This window comes from Bradyrhizobium sp. PRIMUS42, assembly GCF_023006515.1.
Taxonomy (GTDB): Bacteria; Pseudomonadota; Alphaproteobacteria; order Rhizobiales; family Xanthobacteraceae; genus Bradyrhizobium.
This window is the reverse complement of the sequence record NZ_JALBGZ010000766.1, coordinates 1-2,850: the sequence shown is the minus strand read 5'-3', so window position 1 is coordinate 2,850 and position 2,850 is coordinate 1. Positions and strand designations below refer to the sequence as shown.

Below are 2,850 nucleotides of genomic sequence, written 5' to 3'. Positions count from 1 at the left end.
CGGGACGCAAGGCCCCCGGCAGCGCATCGGGCAGGAAGAGCTGAAGCGACAGCGTGACGAGCAGCGCGGCCGCAAGCGCGCCGACGGCGGATGCGATCGAGCGCCAACGTTTCACGCGACCCTCGAGACGAATCACATTGCCATCGTCGACGATTGGCACTTGCGGCGTCCGGACGACCTCGGGATCGGGTGCGTGGATCTGCGGCATGAAGACCGGCGCGATATCAGCAATCGCATCGGACCCAGAGCGCATCGGCTCGGGCTGCCCTGCTTCGGTAGGCTGCGGCTGCGGTTGCGGTGGCTGCTCCGACGGCGCTTCTGGCGGCGCAGTTTCGATCGGCGGGATGGGTGGCGGCGCGATTTCGGCCAGAACAGGCGGCTGCTGCGCAAGCGCCGTGCGCGCGATCTCGGACCTGATGTTCTCCCACACGATCGGACGCGGCTCGACCGAACCGACCATCTGGTTGAGCGCGCCGAGCCGGAAGGCCCAGGCCTGCACGATCGCGGCGAATGCCTCGTCCACCGCCATCATGGTCTCGACCTGCGCGCGCTCATCGGCATCGAGGGTGCCGAGCGCATATTCCGCGGCGAGCGCGATATGGTCCTCCGTGTAAGCCATCAATTGCAGTCCAGAACCATCCTCATCATCAAGCCATCACAATCCCAGGCATTCCCGGATATCCAACATGCTGCGCCGGAGCCACGTCTTCACCGTGTTGACGGGAGCGGCGAATTTCTCCGCCAATTGCTCGCGGCTCCAGCCGTTGTAATAGGCGAGAAGCACGAGCCGCTGACGGTCCGGCTCGAGCCGGCCGACGCATTCCAAGAGCCGCTTCAACTCTTCGGTCATCTCCCGGCGCGCCAGCGGGTCGGGGCTGTCGGCCGCGACCTCCATCGCCTGAGGCTCTTCCTCGATGGAGACTTCCGACTTCTTGCGCACGATGTCGATCGCACGGTTGCGCGCGATCGAGGCCATCCACGTGATCGGCGACGACAACGCCGGATCGAACCGGCCGGCGCTGTTCCAGATCTTGACGTAGGTCTCCTGAATAACCTCCTCTGCGAGATCCTGTCGGCGCAAGATACGGAGCACGACGCCATAGAGTTTCGCGCGCGTGGCGGCGTAGAGGCGCTCGAACGCGCCCTGATCGCCCTTTGCCACCGCCTCAATCAACCCGACCAGCTCTGCTGGCGTCAGCATTCCGCCCCCCAAACAGGCCCTCGCGTTCCGCGCAAGCCCTGGCACCGCACCACCATAGCGCGCGGCAAAGCCGACCACCAAGGGGTGCGGTGCCACACTGTGGACAGCACATGCGAAAAACCCGGACCTTGCGGTCCGGGCCTGGCAAATTCCAAGGCGATCTGGCTGCTAGCGGCTCAGGCGACGGCGCCGATGCGGGCGCGCATCAGGCCGATGCTGTCGAGGTCGGCCTGCTCGCGGGCATTCTCTTCGGCGCGTTCGCGGGCCTGGTCGCGCTCGTCGAGCAGCTCGACCTTCTTCAGCTCCTCGAAGGCCTCGGCCAGCGCGGCCTTGGCTTCGTCGAGCTGGCCCTTGAGCTCGTCGGCCGAGCGGGTCAGGTTCTCGCGGCGCTGGATCGCAGCCTTGGCATAGGTCGGATAGGCAAAGTGCGAGGGATCGTTGATCCCGGCACGCTCCTGCTCGGTCGTGATCTCGCGCTCGAGATCGGTCGACATCCGCTGGAAGTCGGCGATCATGGTCTCGATCTGGGTGACCCGGCGGCGCTTTTCGTCGACCTGAAACTTCTTCAGGCGAATGAGGGTATCTCGTGACTTCATCGACTCGTACTCCCCAGAAGTCCCCCCGCTGCACGTGGGACGATACCGGTCACCCCACGGGCCCGATGGGGGCCCAGACCGGCTCTGCTACTCTGTGGGATGGGATGATGACGGGACAAAGTTAGCGTTCCGTTTCCAAATTGCCGAGGATTTGCGCCAACTGGCGGTAGCCGTCCGCCAGTGATGCATTTTCGTCCTTGCGCTGGCGCAGGAAGGCCTCCAGCGGCTCGTGCAGGCGGATCGCCTCGTCGACTTCGGGGCTGGAGCCGGCCCGGTAGGCGCCGAGACGGATCAATTCCTCCATGTCGGCATAGGTCGCCATCACCGCCCGCGCCTTCTGGATGACGGGCCAGAAGTGCGGATCGGCCGATTTCGGCATGGTGCGGGAGACGGATTTGAGGATGTTGATCGCGGGATAGCGGCCGCGCTCGGCGATCGAGCGCTGCATCACGATGTGGCCGTCCAGGATGCCGCGGACCGCATCCGCGATCGGTTCGTTATGGTCGTCGCCGTCGACCAGCACCGTGAAGATCGCGGTGATGGCGCCCTCGCCGAGACCCGGCCCGGCCCGCTCCAACAGTTTCGGCAGCTCGGTGAAGACGGTCGGCGTGTAGCCCTTGGCGGTCGGCGGCTCGCCGGCGGACAGGCCGATCTCGCGCTGGGCCATGGCAAAGCGCGTCACCGAGTCCATCAGGCAGAGTACGTCCTGGTCCTCGTCGCGAAAATATTCGGCGACCGCGAGCGTCAGATACGCCGCCTGGCGGCGCATCAGCGCCGGCTCGTCGGATGTCGCGACCACCACGACCGAACGCGCCAGGCCCTCCTCGCCGAGGTCGTCCTGCAAAAATTCCTGCACCTCGCGGCCGCGTTCGCCGATCAGCCCGATGACGCTGACCGCGGCATCGACGTTGCGCGCCAGCATCGACAGCAGCACCGATTTGCCGACGCCGGAGCCTGCAAAGATGCCCATGCGCTGGCCGCGGCAGCAGGTGAGAAAGGTGTTCATCGCGCGCACGCCGAGATCGAGCGGCGCGCCGACCCGCTTGCGCGAAT

At 66.0% G+C, this 2,850-nt stretch carries 3 protein-coding genes and 1 pseudogene; all 4 read right to left on the bottom strand.

The features are described from left to right. Positions 1-619, bottom strand: a pseudogene (locus MOV75_RS33260) (hypothetical protein); the annotation flags it as partial. Positions 620-655: 36 nt separating this feature from the next. Beyond that, positions 656-1,201 (bottom strand): sigma-70 family RNA polymerase sigma factor, encoded by a 546-nt coding sequence (locus tag MOV75_RS33255; RefSeq protein ID WP_246928561.1) that lies wholly within the window; start codon positions 1,199-1,201, stop codon positions 656-658. A 176-nt stretch (positions 1,202-1,377) separates the two neighbouring features. Then, positions 1,378-1,797 (bottom strand): flagellar export protein FliJ, encoded by a 420-nt coding sequence (fliJ, locus tag MOV75_RS33250; protein WP_008138882.1) that lies wholly within the window; start codon positions 1,795-1,797, stop codon positions 1,378-1,380. A gap of 121 nt (positions 1,798-1,918) precedes the next feature. Next, the coding region (locus MOV75_RS33245; RefSeq protein ID WP_247007444.1) for a FliI/YscN family ATPase at positions 1,919-2,850 on the bottom strand (932 nt) is incomplete at its 5' end.